The sequence below is a fragment of the Novosphingobium kunmingense genome, from assembly GCF_002813245.1.
Classification (GTDB): domain Bacteria; phylum Pseudomonadota; class Alphaproteobacteria; order Sphingomonadales; family Sphingomonadaceae; genus Novosphingobium; species Novosphingobium kunmingense.
The window spans coordinates 493,192-507,243 of record NZ_PHUF01000002.1 but is presented as its reverse complement, the minus strand read 5'-3'; the positions used below and the strand labels follow the sequence as shown (position 1 = coordinate 507,243).

At 62.8% G+C, this 14,052-nt stretch carries 16 protein-coding genes; 7 read left to right on the top strand and 9 right to left on the bottom strand.

Translation table 11 applies throughout. From position 1 onward, the window contains the following. The first annotated feature begins 199 nt into the window (after window positions 1-199). The 5 genes from B0I00_RS02505 to B0I00_RS02480 all read left to right on the top strand — a co-directional run bounded on the left by B0I00_RS02505 (window position 200) and on the right by B0I00_RS02480 (window position 3,526). Window positions 200-1,411: an IS256 family transposase gene (locus tag B0I00_RS02505; protein ID WP_100865762.1), complete on the top strand. Its 1,212-nt coding sequence runs from the start codon at window positions 200-202 to the stop codon at window positions 1,409-1,411. 529 nt (window positions 1,412-1,940) lie between these two features. Then, window positions 1,941-2,588, top strand: coding sequence for a S24 family peptidase (locus tag B0I00_RS02495; protein ID WP_100865760.1), 648 nt, complete (start codon window positions 1,941-1,943; stop codon window positions 2,586-2,588). A 13-nt stretch (window positions 2,589-2,601) separates the two neighbouring features. After that, a complete protein-coding gene (locus B0I00_RS17235; RefSeq protein ID WP_100865759.1) occupies window positions 2,602-3,027 on the top strand; it encodes a thermonuclease family protein in 426 nt (141 codons plus the stop codon). Then, window positions 3,024-3,329, top strand: a complete 306-nt coding sequence (locus tag B0I00_RS02485; RefSeq protein ID WP_100865758.1) for a DUF5818 domain-containing protein — start codon at window positions 3,024-3,026, stop codon at window positions 3,327-3,329. The genes B0I00_RS17235 and B0I00_RS02485 overlap by 4 nt, the downstream gene beginning before the upstream one ends. After that, window positions 3,329-3,526, top strand: coding sequence for a DUF6961 family protein (locus B0I00_RS02480; protein ID WP_100865757.1), 198 nt, complete (start codon window positions 3,329-3,331; stop codon window positions 3,524-3,526). Before B0I00_RS02485 ends, B0I00_RS02480 begins: the two co-directional genes overlap by 1 nt. Before the next feature lie 40 nt (window positions 3,527-3,566). Here the strand turns inward: B0I00_RS02480 and B0I00_RS02475 are convergent, their stop codons facing one another. The 4 genes from B0I00_RS02475 to B0I00_RS02460 all read right to left on the bottom strand — a co-directional run bounded on the left by B0I00_RS02475 (window position 3,567) and on the right by B0I00_RS02460 (window position 9,539). After that, entirely contained in the window at window positions 3,567-3,806 is a 240-nt protein-coding gene (locus B0I00_RS02475; RefSeq protein ID WP_100865756.1) for a hypothetical protein, read from the bottom strand. 79 nt (window positions 3,807-3,885) lie between these two features. After that, the gene (gene mobF / locus B0I00_RS02470) at window positions 3,886-6,810 is read right to left on the bottom strand and encodes a MobF family relaxase (protein ID WP_100865755.1); all 2,925 of its coding nucleotides are present in this window, start codon (window positions 6,808-6,810) and stop codon (window positions 3,886-3,888) included. 37 nt (window positions 6,811-6,847) lie between these two features. Beyond that, window positions 6,848-9,217 (bottom strand): type IV secretion system DNA-binding domain-containing protein, encoded by a 2,370-nt coding sequence (locus B0I00_RS02465; protein WP_100865754.1) that lies wholly within the window; start codon window positions 9,215-9,217, stop codon window positions 6,848-6,850. After that, window positions 9,207-9,539 (bottom strand): hypothetical protein, encoded by a 333-nt coding sequence (locus tag B0I00_RS02460; RefSeq protein ID WP_100865753.1) that lies wholly within the window; start codon window positions 9,537-9,539, stop codon window positions 9,207-9,209. The genes B0I00_RS02465 and B0I00_RS02460 overlap by 11 nt, the downstream gene beginning before the upstream one ends. Window positions 9,540-9,978: 439 nt before the next feature. Between B0I00_RS02460 and B0I00_RS02455 the strand changes: the two genes are divergently transcribed. Continuing rightward, window positions 9,979-10,173, top strand: a complete 195-nt coding sequence (locus tag B0I00_RS02455) for a hypothetical protein (RefSeq protein WP_100865752.1) — start codon at window positions 9,979-9,981, stop codon at window positions 10,171-10,173. A gap of 81 nt (window positions 10,174-10,254) precedes the next feature. On the opposite strand, the gene B0I00_RS02450 is transcribed toward B0I00_RS02455, so the two are convergent. Beyond that, a complete protein-coding gene (locus B0I00_RS02450) occupies window positions 10,255-10,491 on the bottom strand; it encodes a hypothetical protein (protein WP_100865751.1) in 237 nt (78 codons plus the stop codon). Between the two features lie 321 nt (window positions 10,492-10,812). On the opposite strand from B0I00_RS02450, the gene B0I00_RS02445 reads away from it, so the two are divergent. Continuing rightward, window positions 10,813-11,043 (top strand): DUF6437 family protein, encoded by a 231-nt coding sequence (locus B0I00_RS02445; RefSeq protein ID WP_100865750.1) that lies wholly within the window; start codon window positions 10,813-10,815, stop codon window positions 11,041-11,043. A 77-nt stretch (window positions 11,044-11,120) separates the two neighbouring features. Here the strand turns inward: B0I00_RS02445 and B0I00_RS02440 are convergent, their stop codons facing one another. The 4 genes from B0I00_RS02440 to B0I00_RS02425 all read right to left on the bottom strand — a co-directional run bounded on the left by B0I00_RS02440 (window position 11,121) and on the right by B0I00_RS02425 (window position 13,781). Then, window positions 11,121-11,513: a single-stranded DNA-binding protein gene (locus tag B0I00_RS02440; RefSeq protein ID WP_100865749.1), complete on the bottom strand. Its 393-nt coding sequence runs from the start codon at window positions 11,511-11,513 to the stop codon at window positions 11,121-11,123. 300 nt (window positions 11,514-11,813) lie between these two features. Next, on the bottom strand, window positions 11,814-12,242 hold the full coding sequence (locus B0I00_RS02435; RefSeq protein ID WP_100866452.1) for a DUF6915 family protein: 429 nt from the start codon (window positions 12,240-12,242) through the stop codon (window positions 11,814-11,816). An 11-nt stretch (window positions 12,243-12,253) separates the two neighbouring features. Then, on the bottom strand, window positions 12,254-12,703 hold the full coding sequence (locus B0I00_RS02430) for a DUF6878 family protein (protein ID WP_100865748.1): 450 nt from the start codon (window positions 12,701-12,703) through the stop codon (window positions 12,254-12,256). Window positions 12,704-12,827: 124 nt separating this feature from the next. After that, a complete protein-coding gene (locus B0I00_RS02425; protein ID WP_100865747.1) occupies window positions 12,828-13,781 on the bottom strand; it encodes a DUF2493 domain-containing protein in 954 nt (317 codons plus the stop codon). Window positions 13,782-14,052 lie beyond the last annotated feature (271 nt).

The window sequence follows — 14,052 nt, the reverse complement described above, 5'->3', positions numbered from 1 at the left end:
TGCTCCTGCGCCAATATCGAGGGCTAAAGCGTCTTCGGTTCTGTTAGCGTCCGCGCTCGTGGTGTAATTTCCGGTGTAGATTGAGGTGCTGCTGGTGGTGGGGCATGCCCCACCACCAGCGGTTTCGATCTCGGTGGCCACCGGGCTCATCGGTAAGGTGGAGTTTCCACACTTCACACCCACCGAGGAGTTGATCCCGATGACCGAAGACAGACTACCGCTTGCCGAGCTGATGGCGAAGACCGGAGACAGCGATTTCCTGCGCAGCATTGCCGAGAGCGTGCTGCAGCTGATCATGGAGGCCGACGTTGACGGCGTGATCGGCGCCGGCCGACACGAGAGGTCCGGCGAGCGCACGACCTGGCGTAACGGCTATCGTGACCGCAGCCTCGATACCCGGCTCGGCACACTCAACCTGAAGATCCCCAAGCTCAGGACCGGCGCCTACTTTCCCGGCTTCCTCGAGCCCAGGAAGACCGTGGAGAAGGCGCTGGTCTCGGTCATCCAGGAGGCATGGATCGCCGGCGTCAGCACCCGCCGGGTCGACGAGCTCGTCCAGGCCATGGGCATGACCGGCATCTCCAAGTCGTCGGTCTCGAAGCTGTGCAAGGATATCGACGAGCGCGTGCACGCCTTCCTCAAGCGGCCCCTGGTGGGCGACTGGCCCTACCTCTGGCTGGATGCGACCTATCTCAAGGTCCGCGAGGGCGGCCGCATCGTCAGTGTCGCGGCAATAATAGCGGTCGCGGTCAACACCGAGGGCAAGCGCGAGATCGTCGGCCTTCACATCGGTCCCAGCGAGGCCGAGCCGTTCTGGTCGAGCTTCCTCAAGGACCTGGCCCGCCGCGGCCTCACGGGCGTGAAGCTGGTCATCTCCGATGCCCACGAGGGGCTCAAGGCGGCGATCACCCGCGTGCTCGGCGCCACCTGGCAGCGCTGCCGTGTGCACTTCATGAGGAACGCGCTGGCCTACGTGGCCAAGGGGCAGAACACGGTGGTCGCCGCCGCCATCCGCCAGGTGTTCCTGCAGCCCGATCACGCGACCGCTACCCAGGTCTGGCGCCAGGTCGCGGACCAGCTGCGCACCCGCTGGCCGAAGCTGGGAACCTGCATGGACGACGCCGAGCACGACGTCCTCGCCTACATGACCTTCCCCGAGCAGCACCGAGTGAAGCTGCACAGCACGAATCCACTCGAACGCTTGAACAAGGAGGTGAAGCGCCGCGCGGACGTCGTCGGGATCTTCCCCAACGAGGACAGCATCATCCGCCTCGTCGGCGCCGTCCTGCTCGAGCAGAACGACGAGTGGCAGCTCCAGCACCGCTACATGCAGATCGAGGGCATGGCTGCCCTTGCCACACCAATGATCGAGGAGGCCCAGCCGCTACAGATTACACCCAAGGCCGCCTGACCATGCCGCCCGGTGACCACACCCGAAATTACACCTCATTGACGGACGTGACCTCGGTTCTCGTTGTGATCAGATCCTCAACCGGCCTGTAAGACGCCAACAAATCAGGATGATCATAGCGCTCTGCCAGTTGGGCAGCTTGCGCATCATGTGCGGCAATAACGTCGTTGTTCACCTATCCACCCCGTCTGCAGATGGCTGTATAGGGTGACTATGGGACCAAAAGCAGCTTACCCAACTGTCAGTCATTTGACTTTCGAGGTTTGAAGATATTGCTGAACCCGAGCTTCAGTCTTGCGCCTTGGCCGGCGCCCTGCACGCAGATCGTCAACGAAACGTGGATCACCGACGGCCATCCGCCCAAACTTACTGGGGGGCGTCCGCGTCCGTTCCAGATAAGCCTCGATCTGCTCCAATAGCTCCATCGTCCATCGACTCGCTTTAGCCTTGCGTTCCTGTTATGTTCCTACTAGGAATGCGTCCTAGAGTCTAGGATGACTTTTCCTAGCATTCGTGACAGGACAGAGTGATGGACGAAGCACGACAGGCTCTCGACGAGCTCATCTTATCCCGGAAGGGCTGCACATATTCGGGGATTTCGCGCCTGCTCGGTCGTAACGTCTCCTACATCCAGCAGTACATTCGCAAAGGCAGCCCGCGGTATCTGGACGAGAGTGATCGCAACATTCTCGCGCGATTCTTTGGCGTGGATGAGCGCGTGTTGGGCGCCCCCCTTCACCGCAGCGCACCTGTTGTAGAACTGGTGCAGATCCCGGTTCTGGACGTGGAGGCCTCCGCCGGCCACGGCGCGCTCGCCGAAATGGAAAGCAAGAGCGGACAATTCGGTTTCGATGAAGGCTGGCTCCGTAAGCTGACCCCAAGCAAGGCTTCAAGCCTGTCGATCATCCATGTACATGGCGACTCGATGGAACCCACGCTCAATGACGGCGACGAGGTCATGGTCGATCTTGGCGACGGGCAAGCCCGGCTGCGCGACGGCATCTATGTCCTGAGGATGGACGATGCGCTCAATGTAAAGCGCGTTGCCATCGAGCCGCAGGGTCGGCGAATTTCCGTGCTGAGCGACAACCCGGCCTATCCCAGTTGGCGTGGCCTGGAACGGCGGGCGATCAACATCGTCGGGCGCGTCCTATGGTTCGGCCGCAAGCTCCAGTAGGTTTGGCAAAGCCATGTTCTTGATCTTCGCCGCCGCAGTCGTTTCTGCGGGCCAGACATTCACCTGCACCCCCACCCATGTCTGGGATGGCGATGGACCGATATGGTGCGCCGAGGGGCCGCACATCCGCATCGGCGGCATTGCGGCCCGCGAGATAGATGGCACTTGCCGCTCGAACCAGCCCTGCCCACGCACCTCTGCCATCGAAGCGCGAGATGCACTGGTTCACCTTTTGGGCGGGCCGCGCGGGACCATCTCCACCGGCCACGTCGTTGTCACGGGACCTCGACTGGCTTGCCATTCGGAAGGTTCGGCCGGTGGCAGCAGGACAGCAGCCTGGTGCCGTTTCCCATCTGGCGCTGATCTGTCCTGCGCGATGATCAAGACCGGCACGGTCCTGCGCTGGGACCGCTATTGGAAAGGCCCTGCCTGCCGGTGAGCAGCACCGAACATCTAACGGGCACCCTCGACCATGGCCCCAATGGCATTGTCCTGCGAACCGATGGTGGCGGGATGTGGGAACTCGACGACAGTCGCAAGGCGCGCAAGCTAATGGGCTCGCGCGTGGAGGTCGTCGGGCAGCGCTCGGGCTTCAACGGGTTCATCTGCGATCAGATCTGGCGCGCCGGGCACCCTCGCCCGCGTGCATTCAGGCTGCGGCTCGAACTCCTGATCGCGGCAGCCTTCGTCGCCTATGGCATCTATGCCTCCGTTGCCGGCCTAGTCAGCAGGCTTGGCTGATGCTGAGCGACTGGGAGCTCTGGGCCTGCGCCAACCAGGTGCTCAAGGCACAGGGTGATAAGGCAGCGCTTTATGTTGCCGAACAGATCGGCGCGCTGGCGCTTGCCGGCGACGACGATGGCATCAAGACCTGGCAGGCAATCGCACGTCGGATTACTGAACTCTCGGACGAACATGGGCCAGTCACGAGGCAATGATCGCTCTCGCTGAAGCGCAAGACATCTCAGTCACAGGCATTCAACCGATGGGCGACAAGTCGCCGGGGAACAGGCATGGCTGACCTGTGCCCGACGGGTAGACCTCGCCTTCAATCACGAAGCCGCGCATCCGTTCGACAAGATGACGTGCGAGATCAACGCGAGCACTGCGTTGTGCTCGCGGATCGACCGCATTCAGCCCAGCCAGGGTCGGCTCCGGCGCCACGGCGAGGGCAACCTCGAGATGGGTCAGCAGAATATCGTCAGCGATTCGGTCCATGCCGCCTTGAGAACAAATATAGAACTTTGTGTCAATCGGGGAGCCACCAAACTGCCTGGACCTGAGACGAACATCAGAGTTAAATGCCGATCTCGAATGGCTTGACGAGCGCGCGGTCGAGTTCGGGCGGCTCGCGCGACGGGATGGCTTCCCTGCCCTTTGCCTGCCCCTTCGCGGCTGCGTCCCGTAGCAGATCGACGGTTTCGAGCGCAGACCTCTTCATGCCGGGATTGCGTTCGACCGCCACCCCCAGTTTGGCGGCATTATCGACGTAGAGGGTCAGCCCATCCCGAAGGCGCGTGATCGTCACCAGAAATGTCTGTTGGTTCGACAGGTTGCGCTCACGGCTATCCATGACAGCAATACCGCGGTCTGAGGTGAGGCCCTGGGCCATGTGGGCATTGAGCGCATAAGCCAGATCGAGGCGCTCGAGCATTGGGTCGCCATGCTGGAGCTGATGCTCTGCACCGAGCGACGTCTTCACGGTCACCTGCTTTGCATCGATCGCAACGATACTGGCCTGGTCAGCATTGAGCAGTCCGCGCTTATGGTCTGTCTCGGTCCAGCGAATGCGATCGCCTGCATAGAGGTCGAGCGGCTTCACCTCGAACAACCTTAGGGGATCCATCTCCCCTTGCGGCCGCAGTTGCCCCGGCCGGAACTCGAAGCGGCGCCCCCTTTCGTTTTCGAGGGTCACGCGCTCACGCGCAATGTCGGTTTCCGCGATGCGATATTGCCCCGCAAGCAGTCCCTGCCCGCGCTGGCGACGCTCGACACTCACGACCATCCCCGGCGCATAGGTGCGTGCGTAACGCAACTCCTCGCGCGTCACGTTAACCCGGGAAAGCGTGTTCACGCGCAGCGAGGCAGTGCCCAGTTCGCCATTCGCCTTGAGACCGGTCTGCACCGCTTCGTTGACCTGGCTGCGCAGTTCCCGGCCGGAGGCATAGATCGAGGTCTTCTCGCGCTCGTCCGGCGAACGACCGAGCCAATCGGCAGCGGCCGCGATGGCAGCGCCATTGGCAACCTCGACCACTTGCGGACCGAGGTGGCGCAGTGCTTCCTCGATATGGCCGCCTTGCGCAGCAAATTGTGCGTCGCGCAGTGCCTTGTCCCGCGCACGAACATTCACGTTCATGATCGCGGTTTCAACGCCGGCCTGCTGCATGACATCGAAGGGTTTGCCCGCATCGACTGCGCCAAGCTGCTTCTTGTCGCCGATGCTCGCAAAGCGACCGAGCTCGAGGACATTGGCAAGCCGAACGAGTTTCTCCTTGTCGGCGTTGCCGACCATCGACGCCTCATCGAGCAGCACGACGGTGCCGCGCAATGCCGCCCGTGCCTCGGCTAGTTTGGCCGGTTTTCCGCCTTCGAGCAGTTCGCTGTGCTGACGCAGGAAGCGCGATACAGTCATCGAAGGAATGCCGGTATCGCGTTCCAGCATCTGGACGAGAGTGTTCTGGACAGCGAGGCCGAGCACGGCCCTGCCCTGTTCCGCCAGGATGTCGGCAACCGGCTTCAGAACGGTAGTCTTGCCCGCGCCTGCGACACCCTGGATGGCGACGATGCGGTTGTGCGAACCAAGCAGGAGGCGTCCTGCCGCTTCCTGCCCGGGGTTCAAGGTCATGCCGTATTTGAGCTGGGAGAGCGCCTGGAGCCGGTCTCCGGCAACATCCGCAGGCATGATCGGCGGTGCAGCCCCGCGCCCGCTCTCCACCGCCGTGATGATGCGCTGTTCGAGCCCGATGGCATCGCGGGTGGTCACCAGTGCGCGATCGGCACCCTTGCCTTTGAGCAGTTGCCCCTGTCGCAGCAATTGGTCGACCCGGTGCTCGATCTCGGCGATCGACGTCGGCAGTGCGAACCCGAGCGCCGTGCGATAAATCTCGGTACGCGAAAAGGCGGCTTCACGCTCGCCCAAATGCCGGATGGCCGACGCGACGGCATGGACTGCGGCCACCTGTTCGGCGTCGCGATTGCCCATGTTGGTCGGAACAAGGGGATCGCCCTGGCGCAGTCCCAGACGTTCGGCAAAGGCAGACGCAAGGGCGCGTCCGTGATCGACCAGGTCGCGGACCGCCCCTGAAAATCCCGGTACATTGCCGATGTCCTTCGCGGCGCGCGCGTTGGATCTTTCGATGACTGCCTTCGCGTCGAACCCGAGTTGGGACGCCGTTTCGCCCCATTGCCGGGTCAGGGCGCTGCGATCTTCGATCCTGGCCTTGTCGGCCCGCGTCATGAGCGTTGCAGTGTCGGTAGCATGTGGTCCGCGATGGTCCATTTGCGCGATGGCCGCGAGTATCTCGGCGCGCCGGGTGCTGAACGCCTCGCGGATCGTTTTGGGAACGCCGACCGCCTCGAAATTGCCGTGCTTGCCGTACTCGCCGACCTCGTAGCCGAGCTTCTCGACGGACAGGCGAAAGCGCGCCATCGTTATCGCATTGAGGAGCGTATTATGCTCCCACAGCTTGTCGTTACGCAGCGCGCGCCACTTGCCGTCAGGACCCTCGGTTACATTGGCAACGACGGCGTGGAAGTGCGCATTGGGTTCCTGGTTGCGGTTCGTGTCGTGCTGGAAGAGGCCAATAACGAGGTTTCCGGTGGATACCACGCGCTCCTTGCCCTTCACCTCCATCCGGGTTTCGGCCAGGTTCTTCTCCGCCCAGTTGAGGGTCTCCCTGACCGCAGCGGCATAAGCATCGAGGATTCGCTTGTCTCCGCCCACCAATGCAAGGATCGACCAGCTCTTGGGCATCGAGAATGTGAGATCGGTTCCCGCCCGGTGAACACGGTTATCGCTGCCAACCCGGCTGCCGTCGGGTAAAAACCCCTTCAGCACCGCCTCGAACTCTTTGGCCTCAACCCTTCCGCCAAGCCCCAGCTTCTCAGCGCCCTTGCCCAGCCATTCGCCCGACCGCTCGGCGTCGGCACGCGTGTAATAATTGTCAGCGGCAAAGTAGTTGGCGGCGCCGCCGGCGGTGCGGACATTGGCTACCGAGAGCATGTCTCACCTGATCTGTTGGAGGCGCCGCCAACCATCGTCACATCTCCAGATCGCCAAGATCAGGCCCATCGTGAGGAGGCGTATCCTGCTCGGGCACGCCGTCTTCGAGCATCAGCTTGCGGGCCTCTGCAATGCTTTGACGGGCGACCGATTTGTCGGGCTTCTGCGTCTGGTTCGCCTGATCCCTGGCCGCAGGTGCATCAGGCCGACGCGCTTCCTGTTTGCCCTTCGCGGGATTGCCCTCGGCAGGCTTCTCACCGGTACGCAGGACGGCGTCCTTGGGTAGTGTGACGGCAGCCCGCCCTCGTCCCGACGGCGACTTTGCACCCATCGCTTGCTGATCCGCCGTTCCGATCACCGATGGTTTGTCCGCACCCTCGCGAAGATGCGCGCCAGCCTCCGGTTTCGCCCGCTCGCGCAAGCTGGAATTGTCTTCAGGCCCGCGCGGCGTGAGCGACAGTTCTCCCTGCTTGGGGACGACCGGCTTGCCCGCTCCGTCATCATTGGCCGACGGATGAGGGGCCGTGTCGCTGGCCGCCGATGCCGGTGCCGGGCGTTCGGCGACTACCTGGACCTCAAGCCTCTTCGATGGCCGATCCTTGGCGCGGCTGATGAAGGTTTCCGCGATCTTTGGCCGTGTCACCGGCTTCAACTTGACCGGTGCGGCAGGGAACCCGTCGGGGAATTTGATGTAGCCTGAAAGCCGCGGCAGGTTCATCAACTGGTCGGGCAAGAGCAGTGGTTCTATGTGCTTGCGCGGGGTCAGGCTGACGGCATCGCGGGCATTGTTGTAACCATAGGTATAGCCTTCTTCCATGTCGCGAACCTGGCGATGGCCGATGAAGTCCGAGCACCAGGTTGCCGTCTCGCGATCGGCCGTGCCGAGGATCAGCTTGGTCCGGGCGAGCGATGACAGGGTCATCGCCATGTTCTCGCCGTAGACCTCCTTGAGCTTGGCATAAGCATGAATGCCGGTGACTATCGCACCGCCAAAATTGCGGGCGGTTTGAAGTCCCTTTTCGAGGGCTGGCAATCGGTGCAGCGCGCCTAGTTCGTCGATGAAAAACCAGAACCGCAAGTCCTGGGTTCGGGGCCTCGTCATGAGCGTATTCATCGCTGTATCGAGCCAGAGCGTGAGCAGCTGCGCGCACACGCTCATGTCGACATAGCGCGCCGATATGAACACGGCAGAGCCTTTGCCCTGATCCCGATCGTCGTCGTCTTCGATCCATTGCCGGACCGAGAAAGGCTTGCCCGAGGCTGGCAGGAGCTTCAGGGCTTTTGCGTTCACGTTGAACACGGCGCGGATCGATTCCGCCATGCGGGCGGCTTCTGGCGCGGTCAGCGGGTCCGCGATCGTGCCGCGCATCATGGCATGGACCTGCGACAAATCGGCAGTCATCAACTGCTGGGCGAGCGCTTCGTTTGTCCCGATGCCATCGGCGACGAGCTTGAGGCAGAATTCCACGAAGAGCGCGCGCGCAGCGATTACCCAGAACTGGGCCTCGCCGCCCCCGTCATGGGGCACAAGCGCTTCAGCGGCTGCCCAGAATTCGCCCTCGCTGCGGCATTCGTCGAACAGGCTCCACCGGGGGCAGCGAGCATCAAGCGGATTTAGGATGACGTCGCGGCCGCTGTCGTAGAAGTGCTCGATGAAGGCGCCGGTGAGATCGAAGATGACGATGCGCTGCCGTCTCGCCCGCGCCTCGGCGATCATGTCCGACATGGCGACAGTCTTGCCCATGCCGGTCGTACCGATGAGCATCGCGTGGCTTTGCTCGAGCCGCCAGGGATAGGTCACCGTGGCGAGATGTGAGGGCTTGTAAGGGAACGCGCGGGCCAGTTCGCTTGGGGTACACAGCCGCCATTTCCATCCCAAGGAATCCGACAATTCGCTTGCCCGCTCGCGCCGGTTGTGAGTGCTCAGTTCATCGACCAGTTCGGGAAGCGTGACGAGCATCGCGCCGCGCTCATGCTTGCGCTCCTTCGAGCGGCTGCCGAAGCGCGCCGCGAACCAGTAGAAGAGCGCAAAGGCTGGTACGAGCAACAGCGCCGACCGCATGATCGCATCGCCCAGCAGGCCAAGCATATGGCCCCACGCACGAACAACGGGAGGGAAGCTTTCAAGCAGACGGATGGGGAACTGAACCGTACCGCCGAACGCCGTCTTGAGCGCGACCTGCTTGGCTGGATCGAATTCCATGAAGCCGTAGATCGCTGCGTAAATTCGCATCCAGACGAGATAGACTTCATGGTCGCTGAGGCCGGCCGAGAGCGTCCACCAGGACGTCCACGAAATAACCAGCAGCGCGACGATGAGCGGTCCCTTGAGACCGGCGGCAAACATGAAGCTGAAATGGCCAAGGAGCTGGCTGCCGCGCGTAAAATTGACGAGGTTACGCTTCATTTGAGCCTCCCTCGTCGGTGCCGGGAACCAGTCCAAGCTCCTTGCACTTGCGGGCGTAAGCCTGATGGGCTCGCTCACGCAGGCGATTGTCCGAATGCCCTGCCAGGAGGGCATCGACGCCCACCATCATGAACACCGATTGGCGTGAGATTCGTTCGATCGAAGTGCTCAGCCGGGAGGCGAGGTCTTCCTCTGCGCAGGCATTTGCCAGGAGCGCGCGAACCCATTCGCTCATGCTGATCCGCTTGGCCTTTGCCGCCTTGCGGATGAGCGCCGACAGTTCGCTTGAGATGTAAACCTGAAGACAGATTGGCCGTGTCATGCACGGACTCCTTTTGATCGAGGAGCCCGGAACGCACTGCGAAAGGCAACGACAGGTCTAAGTCAAATACAAGAACATGTCAAGAACAAGGATGATGACGCAAATCCGCGATTTTCCACCTGTGTTTGGTCAAATCCCCGTCATCGGATGGGATCAAGTCAGTTTTGACGGAGAAGCTACCACTGGCCATTTTTGGACCTATCAAATTGTAATATCTCACTATTTCTATGCGACCCGTCGCGTAGGGTGTGCCCCCTGTTCCCCGCTTTTGGAGTAGGACCAGCAAGCTGATCCGACCTATCCCGCATCCCCAAGGAACGATCTTCCGGCGGAATGGAAGCGCCATCCTGCACGTGAAGGATTGGCCTGATCGACCCTGGGCGCGATGCGAAATCCGGGGTATGATCGCGGACAACTTCCACCGTCATGGAGAGCGACAATGGCCAGCGTGACCTTGTCCGCGACACCCAAGGGCAACGGCTTTCAGGCGACCGTCAGCTATGACAGCTGGGTCTCGATCAGCTCCGCCGAAACCTATCCGACGATGGCCGAGGCGATCTCGGCGGCGGCGATCAAGATGCTCGACATGCCCGAGAGACTCGAGGCAATGGACCGCGAGGACCAGACGGTCTGATCATCGCCTGGCGCCGCGATCCGGTCGCCGAGCATAAGAAAAGGAGGAAGCCCGGTGCGGACTTCCTCCTTTCGAATGTGCTCAAGCTTCGTCGCTCAGCTTGCTCGGCACGGTGTCGATAACCCGGTCCAGCATCCCGGCCGGAAGTGCGCCGTAATCGCCCTCGTCGACCGCGATGAAGCCAGCCTCGTCATCGGTGAGGACGTACTGCGTGAAGTAGCTGTGATAGGACCGGGCATGGGCCTGATCCAGTGCGGCAACGAAGGCCGCCTGATCGGCCTGAAAACCACCGTGGGCAATGTTCATCGAAACGTACATGTCTAACCTCCTGATGTTCGATGCGTCGCATCAGGAGCTGCGAGGATGTGGGCGACGGGCCGGGTCAGGGACCGCGCGGCACGCGCGGCCGCGAAGCGGCGATGGGGGTCACGATTTTTTCGGGCTTGCCCGGAAAAATGGTGGGGCCCCGTCGTCCTTGACGCGGCCCCAAAGCCTACATCACGATCGGACTTCTGCGAGAGAGACCTCTCCAACCTCTCCGCCCAGGCGCACGATCAGCGTAAAAACCGATTTCCTACAGCGCGGACGACTGACATTGTCGGCGGCGGAGGGAACCCACGGCCACCGAAAGGAACACTGATGGCCAGGTCCAAACCGAGTGCTCGGGATGCACTCAAGAAACTGCGCGAACAGCGTCTCGAACTCGACGCGCAGGAGGTCAGGCTCCGCGATGAAGCCGCGACCGAACTGGGCAAGCTGCTCGTCGAATGCGGCGCCGAGACGATCGAACCGGCGCAACTCAAGCGGGTCGTTCAGGCGTCGATGGCGCTTGGTATCGACGAAACTCTGAAGCGCCTGGCGGCGAAGTAGTCGGTCACCCGCGGCGGCGCGCACAAAAAAGGCCCCGATGGCGTGTGCCACCGGGGCCTTGTCGTCGGGCATGACGATCAGTCCTCGTCGATGTCGGGCGCGCCTTCATTGCTGCTCGAGCGGCCGCCTTTGGTGAGGAAGTCGACCTTGTCGGCGATGATCTCGCAGCCGTAGCGCTTGGTGCCGCTCTGATCCTCCCACTGCGTGTAGTGGATGCGGCCCTCGATCGTCACCAGCTGGCCCTTGGTGCAGTATTTGGCGACGTTCTGGCCGAGCCCGTTGAAGCAGGTGACGCGGTGGAATTCGCTGTCCTTGACGGTGTAGCCGTTCTCGTCCTTGTAGGTCTTGCCGTCCTTGCGGGCGGGCCGATCGGTCACCACCGAGATCGACGTGATGCTGGTTCCGCCCTGGGTGGTGCGGGCTTCGGGGTCGCGGGCGATGCGGCCGACGAGGATAACGAGATTGGTCATGGGTCTTCTCCTGATCGAGCACTCCGGGTCCATCCCGGCTGCAAACCCGACGAAGAAGCGGCCCACGGCGAAGCGCACCGAAGGGGAACCCGGATCCGGTTCGGGTGGTGCGGGCAGCCGGGCGCAGCCCGGCAACTCGGCCGGACCTGATCCGGGTTGCGCGTCTCGACGGGGCTGCTTCAGGACAGGTTTGCCCCAGAGCCGGATTGGTCCCGGACACCTTGATGGGAACCTGACCCAGCCCTTGTTTAATCCCGCGTGGTCAAAGCCGAAGCGGCCCGTTCCACCCCCAGCGGGAGCTCATATTTCGACGCGGACCGATCGCCTCGTCTTGGTCGGACTGCCTGACGGGACCGCGCCGTCATCGGCAAGATCTTCGCCGATCACCGAATCCGGTTCGTCCAGTCGATGCCCGCGCAGCATCCAACCCTGCGGGGTGATGAGCCGAGCCCAGTCGGCAAAGGAAGGGATCGAGCCCAGATCCTCGCGCACGTGCTGTTCACCGATAAGACGCACCGGAACGACCCGGCCGTCGGTATTGACGATCGTTGCCCCGAAGAGGGTTTCGAGCATGAAGATGCCCTCGGCATGGTGCCGAAGCGCACGGTGCCGGGGATCAGCGAAGATGGCCTTGGACTGATCGAACCACTGGTGAAGCGCGAGGTAGTCTTCGACCGCGCCGCCCCACTTCCGGACTGAGGACAGGGCATGGTAATAGCAATGTGCCATGACGGCCTCCTTCACAGCTCGGTGTAGTGGTCGTCGTACGCCGTGTAGCGCAGCTTGCAGTCGAGCATGAACGTCTCGGCCGTCACGTCGATCTCGAGCGTACCCCCGGCACCGTCGTTGATTTCCCAGCCTGGGTGATGGAGTTCAAGCGCGGCGTAGGCAAGGTCCTCGAGCGCTTGCTTGAGGGTCGTCTGAACCGGCTCGGCCCCGTCTTCCTCGACGCAAACCGAGAACTCTTCGGGTAGGTCGACGGCGATGTCGCTGGCGTCCCGACAAGCGATGTCCTCGATAGCGCCGCTGTCGCCGCATCCGTCGAAAGCGACTTCCACTGAGGCAATGCCATGGTGACGCAGCGGTGCGATCACCGCGCGCTTGAGGCGGTCGATTTCGCTGGTGGCGCGGGCGCGATTGGCGGCCTGCTGCTCGGTAAATTCGGCAAGCGCCATGCTGGGGCTGATCATGAAATCCTCCTGTGCTGTACGGTCGTGCGGCCCTCCGCATGATCCACCAGCACAAGGGCTCACCTCCCCTCTTCAACAGCTACGCCAGCGCCGCCGGGGCGCTGGCGCAAAGGCCAATCGGCCTTCAATTGGGCGAATGGGCTCCCGACTTGGGGCTGGTGCCGAGCGGACCGCGGCGATCGACGACGGTGATGCGGCGCGTCTTGGCTTCGATGACCAGGCGTTCGAGGACGCCATTGCCCGGAAAGGCGACGACGTACCTCGGATCGAGCGAAAGCATGCGCTCATTGCGCTTGAAGCCCGCGCGGGCGCCAAGCCGCATGTCGAGCGAGAAGGTTACCTGCGGGATGTCTCGCCGCTCGGCCCAGCTCGACGCTAGGCGATCGACACCCTTGGTGTCGCCGCCATGGATCAGCACCATGTCGGGAACGCGATCGCGAACCTTGTCGAGGGTCGCCCAGACATTGTTGGCGAAGGTGAGTGCGTCGGCTTCGCTGGGATGACGGGTGCGTCCACCGGCAAACACGACCGGCGTGCCCTCGGGCATCGCCGCGCGGCGCTTGGCCTCGGCCCGGGCGCGCAGGAAGTCACGCCCCTCGACCAGCGCCGAGGTCAGCATCGCGCCGTGGTTGAAGCGCGAACTCGACACTGGCTTCCAGGACGAGCCGAACTCGTTGAGATAAAGGCTTGCTGCGATCTCTCGCATCTCTTCGAGCGCCAGCATGGCGGCTTCGGCGCATTGCGCACGCTCGACCTGGGTTTCGAGTTCGTGGGTGTGGATTTCGGAGCCATCGGCGGTTGCGACAAGCGCCCGAACTTCGTCGGTGGCGCGGTCGAGCGCGGTCGATTTGCGCTCGGCGGAGCGGTGGAACAAGTTGACGAAGGCCCAGCCAAGATCCTCGGCGTCGGCCTCGAGCGCGGTCCCGGAAACGAGCGCGAAGAGATCGGACCAGACCGCTTCAAGCGTCTGAACGATGGCTTCGCGAACCGGAAAATCGTTGCTCGAAACCGGAGCGGGACCGATCGAAAATCCGGCGAGATCGAGACCGGCGAGCTGGTCGGCAAAACTGGCATGCATGGGCGTGTCCTCCTGACTGGCGTGAGGCTGACGCAGGCCGCTCTTGGCTGCGCCAGCGAGAGCCCGTTAGGGCCAGCTTTGGGCGGACACGCGCACCGAAGGGAAACCCGCTTGGACAGGCTGGCGCGGGCAGGCCGTGTCCCGCAGGGACCGGTCAACACGGGCCTGGCCAAGCCGGGTTGCGCGGGCGCCGCCGGCTGGCCCAGGGCCTCTCTCGCATGGTGCGAGCCATGAGCTGCGCTGTCCCGCCAGGATCGGAAGGCGCAGCGCA

Bases quoted from the DNA above. Each gene is read 5' to 3' on its own strand.
- B0I00_RS02505 (WP_100865762.1), top strand. From the start codon at position 200: ATGACCGAAGACAGACTACCGCTTGCCGAGCTGATGGCGAAGACCGGA.
- B0I00_RS02495 (WP_100865760.1), top strand. From the start codon at position 1,941: ATGGACGAAGCACGACAGGCTCTCGACGAGCTCATCTTATCCCGGAAG.
- B0I00_RS17235 (WP_100865759.1), top strand. From the start codon at position 2,602: ATGTTCTTGATCTTCGCCGCCGCAGTCGTTTCTGCGGGCCAGACATTC.
- B0I00_RS02480 (WP_100865757.1), top strand. From the start codon at position 3,329: ATGCTGAGCGACTGGGAGCTCTGGGCCTGCGCCAACCAGGTGCTCAAG.
- B0I00_RS02475 (WP_100865756.1), bottom strand. From the start codon at position 3,806: ATGGACCGAATCGCTGACGATATTCTGCTGACCCATCTCGAGGTTGCC.
- mobF (WP_100865755.1), bottom strand. From the start codon at position 6,810: ATGCTCTCGGTAGCCAATGTCCGCACCGCCGGCGGCGCCGCCAACTAC.
- B0I00_RS02465 (WP_100865754.1), bottom strand. From the start codon at position 9,217: ATGAAGCGTAACCTCGTCAATTTTACGCGCGGCAGCCAGCTCCTTGGC.
- B0I00_RS02460 (WP_100865753.1), bottom strand. From the start codon at position 9,539: ATGACACGGCCAATCTGTCTTCAGGTTTACATCTCAAGCGAACTGTCG.
- B0I00_RS02455 (WP_100865752.1), top strand. From the start codon at position 9,979: ATGGCCAGCGTGACCTTGTCCGCGACACCCAAGGGCAACGGCTTTCAG.
- B0I00_RS02450 (WP_100865751.1), bottom strand. From the start codon at position 10,491: ATGTACGTTTCGATGAACATTGCCCACGGTGGTTTTCAGGCCGATCAG.
- B0I00_RS02445 (WP_100865750.1), top strand. From the start codon at position 10,813: ATGGCCAGGTCCAAACCGAGTGCTCGGGATGCACTCAAGAAACTGCGC.
- B0I00_RS02440 (WP_100865749.1), bottom strand. From the start codon at position 11,513: ATGACCAATCTCGTTATCCTCGTCGGCCGCATCGCCCGCGACCCCGAA.
- B0I00_RS02435 (WP_100866452.1), bottom strand. From the start codon at position 12,242: ATGGCACATTGCTATTACCATGCCCTGTCCTCAGTCCGGAAGTGGGGC.
- B0I00_RS02430 (WP_100865748.1), bottom strand. From the start codon at position 12,703: ATGATCAGCCCCAGCATGGCGCTTGCCGAATTTACCGAGCAGCAGGCC.
- B0I00_RS02425 (WP_100865747.1), bottom strand. From the start codon at position 13,781: ATGCATGCCAGTTTTGCCGACCAGCTCGCCGGTCTCGATCTCGCCGGA.